Source organism: Janthinobacterium sp. PSRC1-1 (genome assembly GCF_049897525.1).
GTDB lineage: Bacteria > Pseudomonadota > Gammaproteobacteria > Burkholderiales > Burkholderiaceae_D > Janthinobacterium > Janthinobacterium tructae.
The window spans coordinates 538,010-554,994 of sequence record NZ_JAFCWK010000002.1; the positions used below are offsets into that span (position 1 = coordinate 538,010).

General features: G+C 64.2%; 11 protein-coding genes. 1 reads left to right on the top strand and 10 read right to left on the bottom strand.

Going from position 1 to position 16,985, the window contains the following annotated elements; translation table 11 throughout:
- The first annotated feature begins 2 nt into the window (after positions 1–2).
- Positions 3–482, top strand: a complete 480-nt coding sequence (locus ACP7DW_RS06080; RefSeq protein WP_426054351.1) for a hypothetical protein — start codon at positions 3–5, stop codon at positions 480–482.
- Positions 483–607: 125 nt separating this feature from the next.
- On the opposite strand, the gene ACP7DW_RS06085 is transcribed toward ACP7DW_RS06080, so the two are convergent.
- The 10 genes from ACP7DW_RS06085 to ppc form a co-directional block, all read right to left on the bottom strand.
- Positions 608–1,603 (bottom strand): HD domain-containing phosphohydrolase, encoded by a 996-nt coding sequence (locus ACP7DW_RS06085; protein WP_426054352.1) that lies wholly within the window; start codon positions 1,601–1,603, stop codon positions 608–610.
- Between the two features lie 13 nt (positions 1,604–1,616).
- A complete protein-coding gene (locus tag ACP7DW_RS06090; protein WP_426054353.1) occupies positions 1,617–5,321 on the bottom strand; it encodes a PAS domain S-box protein in 3,705 nt (1,234 codons plus the stop codon).
- Positions 5,322–5,679: 358 nt separating this feature from the next.
- Positions 5,680–6,048, bottom strand: coding sequence for a hypothetical protein (locus ACP7DW_RS06095; RefSeq protein WP_426054354.1), 369 nt, complete (start codon positions 6,046–6,048; stop codon positions 5,680–5,682).
- A gap of 99 nt (positions 6,049–6,147) precedes the next feature.
- Positions 6,148–8,607: a TonB-dependent siderophore receptor gene (locus ACP7DW_RS06100; RefSeq protein WP_426054355.1), complete on the bottom strand. Its 2,460-nt coding sequence runs from the start codon at positions 8,605–8,607 to the stop codon at positions 6,148–6,150.
- Between the two features lie 322 nt (positions 8,608–8,929).
- A complete protein-coding gene (locus tag ACP7DW_RS06105; protein ID WP_426054356.1) occupies positions 8,930–9,895 on the bottom strand; it encodes a FecR domain-containing protein in 966 nt (321 codons plus the stop codon).
- Positions 9,892–10,398 carry a sigma-70 family RNA polymerase sigma factor gene (locus ACP7DW_RS06110; RefSeq protein ID WP_426054357.1) on the bottom strand — a complete coding sequence of 169 codons (507 nt, stop codon included), beginning with the start codon at positions 10,396–10,398 and terminating at the stop codon, positions 9,892–9,894. Before ACP7DW_RS06110 ends, ACP7DW_RS06105 begins: the two co-directional genes overlap by 4 nt.
- A 128-nt stretch (positions 10,399–10,526) precedes the next feature.
- The gene (locus ACP7DW_RS06115; RefSeq protein WP_426054358.1) at positions 10,527–11,009 is read right to left on the bottom strand and encodes a DUF3617 domain-containing protein; all 483 of its coding nucleotides are present in this window, start codon (positions 11,007–11,009) and stop codon (positions 10,527–10,529) included.
- A 439-nt stretch (positions 11,010–11,448) separates the two neighbouring features.
- Positions 11,449–12,903 carry a pyruvate kinase gene (gene pyk, locus ACP7DW_RS06120; RefSeq protein ID WP_099764572.1) on the bottom strand — a complete coding sequence of 485 codons (1,455 nt, stop codon included), beginning with the start codon at positions 12,901–12,903 and terminating at the stop codon, positions 11,449–11,451.
- A 92-nt stretch (positions 12,904–12,995) separates the two neighbouring features.
- Complete coding sequence (gene gap, locus ACP7DW_RS06125) at positions 12,996–14,006, bottom strand: type I glyceraldehyde-3-phosphate dehydrogenase (RefSeq protein ID WP_426054359.1); 1,011 nt, start codon at positions 14,004–14,006, stop codon at positions 12,996–12,998.
- Positions 14,007–14,115: 109 nt separating this feature from the next.
- Positions 14,116–16,869 carry a phosphoenolpyruvate carboxylase gene (gene ppc / locus ACP7DW_RS06130; RefSeq protein WP_426054360.1) on the bottom strand — a complete coding sequence of 918 codons (2,754 nt, stop codon included), beginning with the start codon at positions 16,867–16,869 and terminating at the stop codon, positions 14,116–14,118.
- Positions 16,870–16,985: the final 116 nt, after the last annotated feature.

A 16,985-nucleotide genomic window follows, 5' to 3' on the forward strand; every position in this document is an offset into this window, starting at 1 on the left:
GCATGACACTTGAACTGGAAGAAACGCCGATTCCACCAGAAATGGCTGCGCGCCTGCCGGCATTGGCATCGCTGCGCGCTGAATTATTGAGTCATATCATCACCCATCCAGCAGGCCAGGCCCTGGTGCGCGCAGCGTGGAACGCGGCCTCCATCTGGCCGTTGAAAGTCCAGCGCACGTACCGCTTCGGTCCGCCTGCCGAACTGGCCGGCCCGGACGGTTTCCCCTATCACTGGGTGTATATTGCAGCCGATGCCTACACGGCTGCCTGGGAAGCCCAGCTTTGCCAAAACGACGTCACGCGCCCGGGTACCTTTTATATTGCGCATGGCGCGCAACAAGCGCTGATCGCAACCTTGTCATTCGCCACCTCTCTGAACTTGCTCGATCTGACAGGCTTGGCCGCCAGCCGGCTGGGCATCTATGATCAACTGCGCAGCCCCGATCACGGCTGGTATCAATGGCTGGGTTGGCAACCGTAGGTCAGATTAGGCGGAGCCGTAATCCGACAACATTGTTAGCTTCACTTTGGGCAACGCCAACAACGTTGTCGGATTACGCGGGGCTTTGCCCCGCTAATCCGACCTACCAGGCTACGGGCACAGCATCACACCGGCTCGCGCCACTTGTCCTTGATCTCCAGCATGGCCGGCAAGTGTTCCACAAACAGCGCCAGCAGGGTCGGGTCGAAGTGCGTGCCGCTGTCGCGCTGCATGGTGGCGATGGCTTCTTCGACCGTCCAGGCGCGCTTGTAAGGGCGCTCGCTGGTGAGCGCGTCGAAGACGTCGGCGATGGCGACGATGCGGCCTTCGTGGGGGATGTCTTCGCCTTGCAAGCCTTGCGGATAGCCGCTGCCATCCCATTTCTCGTGGTGCGTCAGGGCGATGGTGCGCGCCATTTTTAAAAGGCCGCCCGCGTGCTCGCCGATGATGGCCGCGCCGATTTCCGCGTGGCGGCGCATGACGTTCCATTCGTCCGCATCGAGCTTGCCCGGCTTTTGCAGGATGGCGTCGGGGATGCCGATCTTGCCCACGTCGTGCATGGGCGCCGCGTTGAGCAGGTCTTCCGCCCTGGCCGCGCTGTAGCCGGCCGCCAGCGCCAGCTGGCGCGCGTAATAGCTCATGCGGATGACGTGCATGCCCGTTTCGTTGTCCTTGTATTCGGCCGCCTGGCCCAGGGTCTGGATCACCTGCAGGCGCGAGCGGCGCAGTTCCTCGGCATCGACCAGCGACAGATGCGTGCGCACGCGGGCGCGCACGATGGACGGGCTGACGGGCTTGGTGATGTAGTCGACGGCGCCGGCGTCAAAGCCGTCCGCCTCGTCCTTCACGTCGCACAGGGCCGTCACAAAAATGACGGGGATGGACGCGGTGGCCGGCATGGCTTTGAGCTGGCGGCACACTTCATAGCCCGTCATCGCGGGCATCATGATGTCGAGCAGGATCAGTTCGACGGGATTGTTCTGCGCCAGTTCCAGCGCCTTCTCGCCATCCTTGGCATACAGCAGGCGGTAATCATCCTGCAAAATTTGCCGCAGCACCTGCAGATTCGTCGCTTCGTCGTCCACCAGCAGCAGGATCGGTTTGTCTTCGTGTAAGGTCATGGTTCGCCCAATATCAGGAAAGGTCGGCTGGCGCTTCCAGCCACGCCAGCAGCTGGCGCAGCACGTCCGCGGCGCGCGCAAATTCAAAATCGTCGATGGCGCCGGCCAGCGCCTGCAGGCGCTGCTGCTGGCCGTGCGGCGCCAGCATGGCCGCGATCCGCGCCATCAGGGCGTCGTCGAGCTGTCCGCCTTCCAGGCTGGCGATGGCTTGCCGCAGCAAGGCGCCAGCGGCGGAGGCATCGAGCGGCGCGCTGGCGGCCGGCGCGGCATCGACCGGCGCCAAAGGCGCCCCGGCATCGACCTCCAGCTCGCCGGCCAGCGCCATGAAGGCGGCGGCCAGCTGCACCAGCAATTCGGTGGCCGGCAACTGGCGCGCGATCGCTTGCTCGACGCGTCCCAGCAGGCTTTCGACCTGCACCAGGCACAGGTTGCCCGCCGCGCCCTTGATACGGTGCAGCAGGTGGCCCGCTACGCTGCCATCGCCACGTTCCAGCTCCGCCGCCAGCATGGCGGCGCAATCGCCATTGGCCTGCACGAAACGCGCGATGGCGCGCTGCAGGGTCTCGCGGCCACCCCACAGGGCGATGCCGCGCTGCCAGTCCACCTGGCCTGCGGCCGCACGCGCCGCCGAGCCGGCCGCCGACGGCATGGCCACGGCGATGTCGAGCAGGCGGGCGATTTCCGCCGTCAGCTTGTGCATTTCCAGCGGCTTCGAGGCAAAACCGTTCATGCCCGCCGTCTGCGCGGCGCGCCGGTCCTGTTCCAGCACGCTGGCCGTCAGGGCGATGATGGGCGTCGCCTTCAAGCCCTGTTCGCGCTCGTGCACGCGGATCAGGCGCGTCGCTTCCAGGCCATCCATGCGCGGCATCTGCACGTCCATCAGGACGATGTCGAAGCTGCCACGGCTGAACTCGCGCACGGCGCTCTCGCCATCGCTGGCGGCGATCACCTGGTGGCCGGCCACGCCCAGACTGATCTGCAGCAGCTCCACGTTCTGCGGCACGTCGTCGGCCACCAGAATGCGCAGCGGCGGCAAGGCCACCACGGGCTGTTCGCTGCGGCGCGCCACGGCCTTGCCCGGCGCCAGCGGCAGCAATACATGGAACACGCTGCCCACGCCCAGGGTGCTTTCCACCGTGATGGTGCCTCCCATCAGTTCAACCAGCTGCAGCGAAATCGTCGTGCCCAGGCCCGTGCCGCCAAAGCGGCGGCTCATCGAGGAATCGGCTTGCGTAAACGGCGCGAAGATCTTGTCCAGGCGGTCGGCGGGGATGCCGATGCCCGTGTCGTGCACGGCGATATGCACCTGCTCGCCCTGCATGCCGACGGCCACGCGCACATGGCCCACTTCCGTGAACTTGACGGCGTTGCCGATCAAATTCGTCAGCACCTGCTGCACCCGGCGCGCGTCGCCCAGGAAGAACTGGGCCATGCCCGGATCGACATCCACATGCAGCACCAGGTCGCGCGCCTGCGCCGTGATGCGCAGCGATGCCGCCACATGGTCGACCAGGTCCGGCAGCGAAAAGTCCACCAGTTCCAGCTCGGTGGCGCCTTTTTCCAGCTTGGCCGTGTCGAGGATGTCGTTGAGCAGCTCGAGCAGCGAACGGGCCGACTGGCGCACCGTGCCCAGGTGGCGGCGCTGCAGGCTGTCCAGGGCGGTCCCCAGCAGTACTTCCGTAAAGCCGATGATGGCGTTCATCGGCGTGCGGATTTCATGGCTCATGTTGGCCAGGAAGCTGGTCTTCGATTCGGCGGCCAGCTCGGCGCGGTCTTTTGCCGCGCGCAGGTTTTCCTGCATGGCGCGCCGCTCGCTCACGTCGGTGGCCAGCTTGACCACCTTGAACGGCTTGCCGTCCGCGTTGAAGATCGGGTTGTACGAAGCCTGTATCCACACTTCGCGGCCATGCTTGTCGATGCGCTTGTACTCGCCCGTATTGAATTGGCCCTGCGCCAGCTGCTGCCAGAAGGCGATGTAGTCCGGCGAAGTGACATAACCGGGTTCGCAGAAGATGCTGTGGTGCAAGCCCAGCACGTCGTCGAGCCGGTAGCCGACCAGATCGAGGAAGTTCTGGTTGGCCGCCAGGATGCGCCCCTGCAGGTCGAACTCGATGACGGCCGTCGCGCGCGAGATGGCCGTCACCTTGCCTTCGTATTCGGCGTTGCGCAATTCGCTTTCCGTGATGTCGAGGATGACGCCGTCGATCCAGCGCACCACGCCATCGTTGTCGAGCACGGGGCCGCTGCTTTCGCGCACCCAGCGCTCGCGCCCGTCGCGGTGGATCAGGCGGTAGACGTTCTCGAAATCGCGCTTTTCATTGGCCGCCTGCACGCAGGTATCGTTGACGCGCTGGCGATCGTCCGGATGCACGAGCTCGAACAGCCTGACCCGCCCTTCGATGAAGTCCTGCGGCATCCAGCCCGTCAGGTTGAAGACGGCGTCGCTGATGAAGATCATCTTCCATTCGGGCGCGAAGCTGCAGTGGAAGGACACGCCGGGAATATTGCGGATCAGGGTGCGGTACTGGCGCTCGCTGTCCTTCAGCGCCTGCTCCATGCTGCGCGACGAGCGCATGTCCGTGACAAACGCCACGAACAGGGGCTGGCCCGGCGTGTCGATCTTGCCGATCGCCACGCGCATGGGCAGCACGCCGCCATCCTTGTGGCGGCCATCGAGTTCGCGTCCGCTGTCGAGGATGCGCGAGATACCCGTTTCCAGGTAGTCGCGCAAATAGCCTTCGTACGCGGCCGCATCGGCTGCTTGCAGCAGCACGCTGGCGTCGCGCCCCACGATCTGCGCTTCGGACCAGCCAAACAGGCTTTCCGCGGCGGGATTGAAGGAACGCACCTTGCCCTGGCCATCGATGGTGATCAGGCCATCGGCGGCCGTGTCGACGATGGCGCGCAGGCGCGACTCGCTGGCGCTGGCATGGCGCAACAACTGGCGGTAGCGCAGCAAGCCGTTCGCGGCGACCACGAAGACGGTCAGGGTCACGGTGATCAGGGCCACGGCCAGGGCCACGAACGAGGCTTGCACCGTGATCGTGTTCTCGCCTGCCGTGGGCGTGCCGGAAAAGCGCGCCGCCAGCATGCCCGTGTAATGCATGCCGGAAATGGCCAGGCCCATCACCACGCTGCTGACCAGCAGCGCCGTCAGCGCACTGAGGCGCTGGCGCATGGCGTTCAGGCCGAAGCGTATCCACAGCGCCAGCATGGCCATGGTGACGGCCACCAGCAGCGACAGCGCAAACAGCCACGGCTCGTAGTGCAGGGTCAGCGACGTTTGCATGGCGGCCATGCCGCTGTAATGCATGGAGCCGATGCCCAGCCCCACCAGCACGCCGCCCACCACCAGCTGGCGCCAGCTGATGCGCGGGCGCGCCAGCAGGTGCAGCGCCACCCATGACGCGGCCACGCCGGGCAGCATCGACAGCAGGGTCAGACCCGGCTCGAAGGACACGCGCGTGCAGATGTCGAACGCCAGCATGCCGATGAAGTGCATCGACCAGATGCCGCCGCCCAGCGCGATGGCGCCCGTGATGATGGCCGTCTGGCGCTGAAAGCCGCGCTCGCTGCTGCGCGCCATGCCGGCGATCTGCAGGGCCATGAACGAGGCAAAGATGGCGATGCCGATGGAAAACAGCACCAGCCAGGCATCGTGCGTGCCGTAGATATACGGCACGGTATCGGTCGAAAAGGCAAAGATGGAACTCAGCATACTGTCGTGAACTACATAGAGTGAAACGTGACGTCGCAAAACATGACAGCGCACCGCGCGCCGGTGCCAGGCCTTTTTTGGTAAAGCGGCAACACAGCGAAAATGACAACGGCAGCAATCGACCAGGGCAAGGCTCGGTCATCACGCCCGCGCCTGCCGCGCGGGGGAAAGGTGCCCGTTCAGAGAGAACGAGCGAAATACGTACGAACTCTGGCGCGGATAACTGGCCGCCAGCGTGACGATGATTTTTTAAAGAGCCATGAGTATAGTTGCTTTGCAAACATATTCATAGGACTTCAGCAATACAGTTATCAAAAGTGATAGTTATTGCGGTGGCGATGCGACACTGGCCCGCCGCTCAAGCGTTCTGCGCCAGCATGGCGCGGAACCAGGCCAGCTGCTCGCGTGTCAGGTAATTGGCGCCGTCGCCATGCAGGATAACGATCTCGATCTCGGGCGGAATCGAAGCGACTAATTGAGCGCCCGTGACGGGAAGCTTGGGAAACGCGATGCCGGCCAGGAAGGCCGGGTCTTCCGCCACCGTCACGCACTGGCGCTCCGGATTCGGCGACGGCACGAGGAACAGGTCGATCTGCTCGCTTTGTCCGCCGATGACCACGTGCAATTGCGCAGCCAGCAGTTCGGGCAGGATCAGCTCGATGTTATTCTCGGTGCGCGATTGCTGGAAAGCGCTTTTCAGGGGCGTCAGGACGGGCGTGGCGGACATGGGAGCGGTGTGAAAGTGAAGACGGCGGCAGTGTAGCAGAGGCGCCCGCCCGGGCGCGCTCCGCTGGTGCGCTGGTGCGCTGGTGCGCTGGTGTAAAGGCTACAGCTTGTAGTTCAGGGACAACAGCACGCTGCGCGGCGCGCCGTAGCGTTCCAGCCCGCCCGACCAGGCATAGCCGAGGCCCTGGTAGTAGCGGCGATCGAGCACGTTGTCGACACTCACGCGCAGCTGTACCTGCTCGCTGAGGCGGTAGCCGGCCGTCAAGCCGACGATGGCGTAGCCACCCTGCTGCGTCAGGTAAGCCGTGTCGCGGCGGTCAATCTTGTCCTGGGCGTAGACGGAGGCGCCGAGGTTCCATTTTGCCAGGCTGCCGCTCAGCTGCACCGTCGTGTACAGCTTGAACAATTGCTTCGGCTCATCGGTGGCGATGCGCTGGCCGATGTTCGCCGCCACGCTGTCTTTCGTGTACTTGGCCAGCACATAGGTGTAGCCGCCCGCGATCTGCCAGCCCGGCAGAGGCGAGCCCGACAACTGCAAGTCGACGCCTTCGCTTTTTACCTGCCCGGCCGCGCGGGCGCAATAGATGGCGCCGCCCGTGGGGCAATTGACCTCGTCGGCCATGGCGCGGTTGTTCTGCTTGATGCGGAACAGGGCGCCGCTGGCATTGAGCCTGCCGCCGAAATACTCGCCCTTGATGCCCGCTTCCAGGTTGGTGCCGCTCAACGGTGGCAAGCCATTGCCGTCGACATCGAGCACGCTTTGCGGCTGGAAGATCTGCGTGCCGCTCGCATATACGGAATGGTGCGCGTCCAGGTCGTAGACCAGACCCGCGTACGGCGTAAACTTCGCGTTTTCCGTCAGGTCGCGGCGCCACGTCGGCTTGGCGGCATACCAGCCCGTGACATCCTGCGCATACCAGCCGAAGCGCCCGCCCAGCACCAGGCGCAGCGGATCGGCCAGGCTGAAGTTGCCGGCCGCATAAATGCCCTTCTCGTCCGTCTTGCGGCCCCAGTTGTAGGGCTCGAACGGCGCGCCGCGCATCGGATAGGCACGGGGATTCCACTGGCGCAGATCGAACACGCGCTTTCCCGCACCTTCCCAGCTCTGGGCCGCGTCCGAATCGTCATGGCGGTAGCTGGCGCCGACGATGACGTCATGCTGGCGGCCGAACCAGGTGACGGGGCCGCTCAAGCGCCAGTCGGCCACCACTTGTTGCGTGTTGTACTTCCAGCCCGTTTCCGACTGTTCCAGCAGATACGTTTCGCCCTCGATGCGGCTGTTGGTGGTATTGCGCGTCGAGGATGAAGCATCGATGTGCGTGATGGCGAAGCGGCTGCGCCAGCCCTGCTCCAGCTTGGTATCCAGGTCGGCAAAGACGACGTTGTTGTCGCGTTTCTGGAACGAGTCGGCATTGTTCAGGAAAGTCGAGCGGGGCAAGTCCATGTGGCGGCCGTCGGGCAAGGTCGGCAAGCCGACGAACACGCCGTCGGTGCGGCTGTGCTGGCGCGAAAAACCGATGCCGGCCGTGGTCGACGGCGTCAGGTCCGCCTCGACGATCGCATATACGGTGCCATTGCTATTGTTGACCACGTCGACAAAGCTGTCGCTGTCGCGCCAGCTGGCCGCCACGCGCCCGCGCACGCTGCCCGAGTCGTTCAGGGCATTGCTGGCGTCGACCGTCAGTTGCCGGTCCTTCCAGCTGCCCAGGTGAGCGGAGGCATTGAGCAGGGGCGTGGCCGTGGGGCGCTTGCGTATCATGTTGATGCTGCCCGATGGCGCGCCCGCCCCTTCCATCAGTCCGGTGGCGCCGCGCACCACTTCCACGCGGTCGTACATCAGCATGTCGGCCGAAACGTTGCGCTCATTGAAACCCGTGACATCGAGCGGCAAGCCATCGACACTCACGTGGCTCAAGGCAAAACCGCGCGCGAAATACGTGGTTTCCTGGTCGGACACGCCCTGCGTCTTGCCATACAGGCCAGGCGTGGCGCGCGCCACGTCCTGCAAGGTGGTCAAATCGAAATCTTCCATTTGCTGGCGCGACATCACGCTGACCGTTTGCGGCGTGTGGCGCTGCGACAGGTTCAAGCCCGTCGCCGTCGACATATTGCGTGACGTATACAGCCCCGTGCCTTCCGTGGCGCGGTCCGCCTCGGCGCTGACGATCACGGCGGGCATGCTGGCCAGGCCGCCATCGGCCGTGCTGCTACTGATTTTACGCAACAGGTAATTGCCATTGCCGTTTGCAAGCACTTCGAGTCCGCTGCCCTGCAGCAGTTGTTGCAGGCCAGCGGAGATGCCATGGCGGCCCTGCAAGCCCGGCGTCGCCAGGCCGTCGAGCGCCACGCCCTGCGTGGACAGGTTGATCCCGGCGGCGATGGCAAACGTGGACAGCGCATCGCGCAGGCTGCCGGCGGGAATATGATAGTCGCGCACGCTGGCGGCCGGGCTGGACTCGGCGGCCAGCGCTGCCTGCGGCAAACCGGCGCCGGCCGCGCCTACGGCCAGGAACAGGACCAGCGCGGCGCGCACGGCGCCGGTGGTGGGATGGAGCGTCATGCGTGCTGTTGTCAAACTGCGGTGCTGCAAAGCCATGTGGACCCTTTCGATGGTTCGGATTGTTCGTTCTCTACCTGGTATGACGAAGCAATCTGAAAAAAGGGACAGGGAAAATATAAATAAGCGGCGTTTGTCGGCTTGACGGAACATCGTAGGTCGGCTTAGCGGGGCGCAGCCACGCGTAAGCCGACAAGGCCAGCCAGCGTTGCTTGTCGGCTTACGCCCTGCGGGCTAAGCCGACCTACACAAACACGCCAAGCTGCCCATACCCGACAGGCGTAGGTCGGCTTAGCGGGGTGCAGCCACGCGTAAGCCGACAATCTCAAGCCGCCTCGACACTGATCCAGTAGCGCGTGCGGCGCGCCAGCCGGATCGGCAAGGAGCGTTGCAGCAAGAGCAGGATGTTGTCCGGGTCGTTCAATTGAAAAATGCCGTCCACGGGCAGGGCGGCCAGCGCCGGATCGCAGCGCAGCACGCCGTGGCGATAGCGCGCCACCTGTTGCAGCACCTCGCCCAGCGGCATGCGCTCGGCGATCAGCACGCCCTGCAGCCAGCCGGCAGCGTGCGGCACCAGCGGTGACAAGGGGGAAACGGCGCGCTCATCGAAACTGCCCTGCCGGCCCGCATCGACCCTGCGCAAGGCATCGGGCGCTTGCGCCGGTCGGATCTCGACGGCGCCTTCGCTGACAGCCACCTGCGTGCGCGGCGCCAGCACGCTGCCGCCCTGGCGCAGGCTGAAGCGCGTGCCCAGCGCGCGCACGATGCCATTGCTGCTGCGCACGAGGAACGGACGCGCTGGCACGGCCGCATCGTGCGCCGTGGCGACATGGAGTTCCCCGGCATGCAGCACGACCTGCCGCGCCGCATCGTCAAAGCGCACGTCGATGGCCGTGTCCGTATTGAGCACCAGTTGCGTGCCATCCGGCAAGGTCATGTGGCGGATCTCACCGCGCGCCGTGCGGATCGCGGCGCGCCACGCTTGCCAGGGCGCCGACTGGCTGGCCAGCCACAGCGCCGGTCCGGCCGCGATCAGCCCGGCCAGGCCGTAGAGCACGGCACGCCGCTGCGGCGAGCGCGGCGCCGCGTCCGCCGTCTGGCGCAGCGCGGGCGGCACGCTGGCAAGGGTGCCGCACACCAGTTCGGCCCGCTGCCAGGCCGCTGCGTGCGCGGGATCGCCGGCGCGCCAGGCCTGGAACGCTTGCTGCTCATCTGGGGTCAAGGCGCCCCCATGCAGGCGCACCAGCCACTGCGCCGCCGCGCGGGCGGCGCGCGGATCGATGGCGCTCACAGGATCAAGAGGATGCAGCGCTCGAACGCCTGCACCATGTAGCGCTTGATGCTGCGCTCGCTCACGGCCAGGCGCCGCGCGATGTCCCCGTAAGCGAGGCCGTCCACATGCGCCAGCAAAAAAGCGCTGCGCACCAGCGGCGGCAAGCCGTCGAGCATGGCATCGATGCGCTGCAAGGCCTCCAATACCAGCAAGCGCTCTTCCGGCGACTGCATCAGCAGATCGGGCTGCTGCGCCAGGGTTTCCAGCCATGCCCGCTCCAGCGATACGCGCCGGTAATGGTCGATCAGCAGGCGCTGCGCCACGGTGGTCAGGTAGGCGCGCGGTTCGCGCAAGGTCTGCCGGCCTTCCGGCGGCGCCGTCAGCAGGCGCAGGAAAGTGTCCTGCGCCAGGTCGGCCGCATGGTCGGCGCACTGCAGCTTGGCGCGCAGCCAGCGCATCAGCCAGCCGTGATGGCTGCTGTAGATGCCGGCTATGGACTCGCTGGACTGCGCAATGTTCACTGGGGACTCCGATGCGCACAAGGCAAGGCGCGGCTAATTGATAATAATTCTCATTATCACAAATCATTGCCTCCGGCGTCAATGCCGGCGTCTGCCTCTCCCTCGAAACTGTTGTTTCAGCGTGGCTTCTATCGCTTGATATACAGGCTCTGCATCACCATGCCGCCACGCATTTTCTTCGCGCCCGGCGCCAGCCCTGCCGGACAAGCGCCCTGGAACAATCCTGCCAGTTCCGTGTGCTGCACCTCGCTCTTGCCATTGACTTGCACGGTGGTGTCGGCGCTCAGGGTATATGCCTTGGCCAGGTCGCCCTTGAACGTAACGGCCAGCCTGGTGTCCGGGCAGCTGGACTGGAAGTGGTAACTGTCGCCCTGGCGGCTTTGCGACTCGATCTTGCATTCCTGCTCGAAGTCGGACCACAGATCGTCGTCGATCAGGCGGTCGCGCTCGTGGTCGACGCAGATTTCCCAGGAAAATGGCGAGGTGGCGGGCGTCACCTTCCACAGCCCCGTGGCGCGCTGCAGGCGCTGCGGGGGCTCGGCCGCCGAGGCGAACGTGGCCGCGCACAGGGGAAGGATAGTCATCAGGAACAAGGTCGCGCTGCGCTTCATGGGCATACTCTTTCGGCTAAAACTTGAATATAGCAAAGAGAAATGCCTGCAGGCCGCACGCTTAGCCATGCATGACGGCCGCGTGGATTTACGCCAGATCGGGTTTCCCGGGCTTTGCGGCCAGCACGAAGGGGATGGCAAACGGCCCAAAAAAGGTCACCAGGACGGCCCGGACGGCCGTTGTCCTGACGAGGCGGCGTCTGGCAATGAACATGCAAGCGAAGGCCGACAGCGACCAGATCAAGGCAGGCAAGTATGTAGTCATCATGAACTCCGGAGGCGCCTGGGAAGGCAGGAAATGCATGCTGACACGGAAAGGAGGTCACCGCAACGGCAGATGGGGCGTCTGCCGTTGCGGTGGGAGGCCAAGCGCCCCGCTTTCAGTCGTTTTTAAGACTGCGGGCGGCGGGCGGCCAGCGATGTGCTCAATAATATACGGTCAGTGCTGGCCGATCTTCATGATTTTCAGCGCGTTCGTGCCGCCCACCTTGCCCATCGGCTCGCCCCAGGTCAGTACGACCGTGTCGCCCTTGGTCACGACTTTATGTTCCAGCAGCAAGTCTTCCGCCTGCTGCAAGACCTTGTCGCGGTCCGTGCCCGAGGTCAATTCCAGGGTGCTGACGTTGCGGTACAGGGCCAGCTTGCGGCGCGTGCCGACGCTGGGGGTCAGCGCGACGATGGGGATGTCGATGTTACAGCGGCTCATCCACAGGGCCGTGGAACCCGATTCCGTCAGGGTGGCGATGGCTTTCACGCGCAGGTGATGGGCCGTAAACAGGGCGCCATAGGCGATCGACTGGTCGATGCGCGAGAACGTGGCGTTGAGGAAATCGGCGTCCAGCTTGCAGGTATCCCATTTTTCCGCGTCCAGGCAGATGGCGGCCATCGCTTCCACCGTCTCGATCGGGTAGCGGCCCGAGGCCGTTTCCGCCGACGTCATGACGGCATCCGTGCCGTCGAGCACGGCATTGGCCACGTCGGACACTTCGGCGCGCGTCGGCACGGCGTTGACGATCATCGATTCCATCATCTGCGTGGCCGTGATGGCCAGCTTGTTCGACGCGCGCGCCATCTTGATCATGCGCTTTTGCAGAGCCGGCACGGCCGCATTGCCCACCTCGACCGCCAAATCGCCACGCGCCACCATGATGCCGTCGGAGGCGTCGAGAATTTCTTGCAGCGCGGGAATGGCTTCGGCGCGCTCGATCTTGGCGATCATCATCGGCTTGTGGTCCCACGCTTCGCCGGCGATATTGGCCAACTGGCGCGCCATGACCATGTCGGTGGCGTTTTTCGGGAACGACACGGCCACGTAATCGGCCTGGAAGCTCATCGCCGTTTTCACATCTTCCATGTCTTTCGCCGTCAGCGCCGGCGCGGACAGGCCACCGCCCTGGCGGTTGATGCCCTTGTTGTTCGACAGCTCGCCGCCGATCTTGACGGTGGTGTGGATTTCACTGCCGACGACCTTGTCGACCGTCAGGACGATGAGACCGTCGTTCAGCAGCAGCACGTCAGCCGTGCGCAAGTCGCGCGGCAATTCCTTGTAGTCGAGGCCGCAGCGTTCGATGTTGCCCAGTTCACCGTTTTCGCCCCATTTCGCGTCAAGGATGAACTTCATGCCGTTTTCCAGGAAAATCTTGCCTTCTTCGAACTTGCCGACGCGGATTTTCGGGCCTTGCAAGTCGGCCATGATGGCCACTTCGCGGCCGCACAGGGCTGCCGCCTCGCGCACCATGCGGGCGCGGTCGATATGGTCTTGCGCCTTGCCATGCGAAAAGTTCAGGCGCACGACGTCGACGCCGGCCTTGAACATGCGGACCAGGGTATCGATATCGTTCGAAGCGGGGCCGATGGTGGAAACGATCTTGGTGGCGCGTTGCTGTACTTGCATGGTCATGGTGTGCTGCTTTCTATAATGAGTTGCTACAAGGGCCGGCCTTGTGGGCCGGCCGTCCTGGTGCGCTGGATCAGCGGTGGTTCTTGTTACTTGGCCGCCATCAGGGCGACCGTGGTGTCGAGCATGCGGTTCGAGAAGCCCCACTCGTTGTCGTACCACGACGACACTTTCACGAGGCGGCCCGAGACCTTGGTCAGCGTCGCATCGAAGTTCGACGAGGCCGGGTTATGATTGAAATCGATGGAGACGAGCGGCTCCGTCTGGTACGTCAAAATCCCTTTCAGCGCGCCTTCCGACGCCGTTTTCAGCAAGGCATTGACTTCCTCGACCGTCGTATCGCGCCTGGCGATGAAAGACAGGTCGACCAGCGAGACATTGATCGTCGGCACGCGGATGGCGAAACCGTCCAGCTTGCCATTCAGTTCCGGCAAGACCAGGCCGACGGCGGCCGCGGCGCCCGTCTTGGTCGGAATCATCGAATGCGTGGCCGAACGGGCTCGGCGCAAGTCTTCATGCATCACGTCCGACAGCACCTGGTCGTTGGTGTAGGCGTGCACGGTAGTCATCAGGCCCGATTCGATGCCGATGGCGTCGTTGAGCGGCTTGACCAGTGGCGCGAGGCAATTCGTCGTGCACGAGGCATTCGAGATGACCGTGTCCGAGGCTTTCAGCACGTGCTGGTTGACGCCGAACACGATGGTGGCGTCCACGTCCTTGCCGCCCGGCGCGGAAATAATGACTTTTTTCGCCCCGCCCTTCAGGTGGGCCGAGGCTTTTTCCTTGGTGGTGAAGAAACCCGTGCATTCGAGCACGACGTCAACGCCCAGTTCGCCCCACGGTATCAGGGCCGGGTCGCGCTGCGCGAAGACGCGGATGCGGTCGCCGTTGACGAGCATATTCTCGCCATCGATGGTGACGACGCCGGGAAACTTGCCGTGCACCGTATCGTAGCGCGTCAAATGCGCGTTCGACTTGGCGTCGCCCAGGTCGTTGATGGCGACGATCTCAATATCCTGCTGCTTGCCGCCTTCATAAAACGCGCGCAAGACATTGCGGCCGATGCGGCCATAGCCATTGATGGCAACTTTGATGGTCATGCTGTCTCCTTGTTGTTTTCTACTGAGTTCGTAAAGCCAACCCAAGTGCAAAGCTGGGGTCAGACCCGGCGGGTCTGACCCCGGAATTTCGGCAACTCTGCCCTAAAAGTTAACCGCTGTTGCGCAAACCCGCCGCAATCCCATTGATCGACAAATGAATCCCCGTGCGCGCCGCCGCATCCTGTTTACCCTCGCGGAAACGTTTCAACAGCTCCACCTGCACGTGGTTGAGCGGGTCGATGTAGGGGAAACGGTTGCGTATCGAGCGCTGCATCAGCGGGTTGGCTTGCTGCAACTCTTCCTGGCCCGTGATCAGCTTCAAGGCGTCCAGGGTGGCCGCGTATTCGGCGCGGATGCGCGTGAAGATGGCGTCGCGCAAGGCCTTGTCCTTGACCAGTTCCGCATACTTGCCGGCAATGGCGATGTCGCTCTTGGCCAGCACCATATCCATGTTCGATAGCAAGGACGTGAAGAAGGGCCAATCCGTGTACATGCCGCGCAGCACGTCGGCGCCATCGGCCGGATGGGCGGCCAGGTAGGCTTGCACGGCGGAACCGAAACCGAACCAGCCCGGCAGCATCAAACGGCATTGCGCCCAGCTCAGGACCCAGGGAATCGCGCGCAAATCCTCGATGGACGTGGATTTCTTGCGCGAGGCGGGACGGCTGCCGATGTTCAGCGCGGCGATTTCCGCGATCACTGTCGATTCCCAGAAATACTGCTCGAAGCCTTGCGTGCCGTAGACGAGGTCGCGGTAGGCGTTCAGGGCCGTGCCGGACAATTCTTCCATCGCGGCCAGGTGGCCCGCGCCGGCCGAGGCCTTCGGCTGCAATTGCGCCTGCGGCAGCAGGGTCGACTGGATGGTGGCGGCCACCAGCACTTCCAGGTTGCGGCGCCCCACTTCCGGGTTCGCATACTTGGCCGTGATGACTTCGCCCTGCTCCGTCAGACGGATCTGTCCCTGCACGGCGCCAGCTGGCTGGGCCAGGATGGCTTCGTAGCTGGGACCACCGCCACGTCCGACGGAGCCGCCGCGGCCGTGGAACAATCGCAGCTTGATTTGATATTCTTTAAACACCGTTACCAGCTCGATCTCGGCCTTGTAGAGTTCCCAGCCGGAGGTGAGGAAGCCGCCGTCCTTGTTGCTGTCCGAATAGCCGAGCATGACTTCCTGCTGGTCCGCGCGCGACGCCAGCAAGCCACGGTAGAACGGCAAGCCGAAGGCGCGCGCCATGATGGCGGGGCCGGCACGCAAGTCGTCGATGGTTTCAAACAGGGGAATGATGTTGACGTCCACTTCGCGGCTGTCCTGGCGCAGCAAGCCCACTTCTTTCAGCAGCAGGGCCACTTCCAGCAAGTCCGAGACGCTGGCCGCCTTCGAGATGATGCAGTTCGGCACCGATTCACGGCCATATTTGACGTGGGCCTCGCGCACGGCGCGGAAAATGTCGAGTTCGGACGTGGTTTCTTCCGAATACCGCGCATACGGCGACGTCAGCAGGCGTGGCGACTCCAGCTCGGCCAGCAGCACGGCGATGCGCTGCTCTTCATCGAGGTCCAGGTAAACCAGGCCCGGCTGGGCGCCGGCAAACAGTTCGCCCACGACGCGCTCGTGCACGTCGGAGTTCTGGCGCAAGTCCAGCGGCGCCAGCGAAAAGCCGAAGACCTTGACGGCGCGGCGCAGCTGGCGCAGCCGGCCACGGGCCAGCGCGCGCAAGCCATTGCTGACGAGGGAATGCTGGACCACGTCCAGGTCGGCCAGCAGCTCAGCTGCCGCGGCATACGGCTGCACGCCTTCGGCCTGCTTGCCCTTGCCAGAGAGCACCACGCGCGTCGCTTCCAGCCGTGCATGGATGCCGTGCAAGGCGCGGCGGTACGGCTCGTCGACGCGGTGCGGCGAGGCATCGGCCGAACGTTCGGCCAGCGCGCGCAGCGGCTCGCTGCAGGCGTTCAAGATTTGCGCCAGCGACAGTTGCGAAGCGAGCTTGCGCAATTCGCCGAGGTAAAAGTCGAGCACCTTGTCGGCCTGCGTCTGCAGGGTGCTGCGCAGAATGTCGGCCGTGACAAACGGGTTGCCGTCGCGGTCGCCGCCTATCCAGCTGCCGACCTTCATGAAATTGGGCAATTCCGCATCTTCCCAGCGGGCATCGCGCTGGGCCAGCATGGTTTCCAGCGAGGAATACAATTTCGGCAATTCGCGCAAGATCGTGTGGTCGTAGAACGACAGGCCATTGGCCACTTCATCCATGACGGACAGTTTGCTGGTGCGCAGCAGACGCGTCTGCCACAGGGTGACGATGCCGCGTCCCAGCGCTTCTTCGTTTTGCTCCGCCTCTTCCGGCGTCATTTGCACGCGGTCGCGCTCGCTCAGCAGGCGGGCGATGGCCATCTGGCAATTCTGGATGCTCTTGCGCTGCACTTCCGTCGGGTGTGCCGTGAAGACAGGGCTGACGAAGGCATCTTCAAAGAACGTTTCCAGCGCATCGGCCTTGCCCGCGTCAAACACGTTGCCGACGGCATGGCTGAGGCTACCCTGGCGCGGCGGCGAGCCGGCGATCAGATGGGCGCGCGTACGGCGGATGTGGTGTTGGTCTTCTGCAATGTTGGCCAGCAGCGAGAAATAGCTGAAGGCGCGCGTCAATTGGGTGGTTTCTTCCTGCGACAGCGCTTGCAGCGCGTCCGACAGCTGCGCGCGCGCCGCTTCGTCATTGTCGCGGCGGAAACGGATGGCCAGCTGACGAACATGCTCGATGCGCTCGAAGGCGGGGTCGCCCAGATGGTTGCGGATGGCGTCGCCCAGCAGACGGCCCAACTGGCGGATATCGCTGCTCAGCAGCTCGTCTTTCACTTCATTCATTTGCATGGTATTCATTTCCTGGGGCGGCCACGGCGGCACCGCACAGATTGCGTAGTACGCGCTTCCCGGCCCGGGAAACGCCCATCATCCATTTTGTAGTAAATTTACCTTACTGTCTCACC